Below are 255 nucleotides of genomic sequence, written 5' to 3'. Positions count from 1 at the left end.
AGAAACCGCCTGACGCATCCAGGAGCCGATACGCTCATGGGCTTGTTCATCCTGCCAGTGACCGGTAACGACGGCATGTTGCTGACGCATACGCGCGCCAATGAAGCCGAACTCGCGACCGCCATGTGCAGTCTGGTTCAGGTTCATAAAGTCCATATCGATACTGTCCCACGGCAGCGCCGCGTTGAACTGGGTGTGGAATTGCAGCAACGGTTTGTTGAGCATGGTCAGGCCGTTGATCCACATTTTGGCCGG

At 56.9% G+C, this 255-nt stretch carries 1 pseudogene; it reads right to left on the bottom strand.

The features are described from left to right. Positions 1-255: pseudogene (locus tag SB772_RS43210) on the bottom strand (L-arabinose isomerase); the annotation flags it as partial.

Source organism: Paraburkholderia sp. SIMBA_030, assembly GCF_046535245.1.
In the GTDB taxonomy this organism is placed as follows: domain Bacteria; phylum Pseudomonadota; class Gammaproteobacteria; order Burkholderiales; family Burkholderiaceae; genus Paraburkholderia.
The sequence above is the reverse complement of the archived record's forward strand: the minus strand, read 5'-3'. Positions and strand labels throughout refer to the sequence as shown.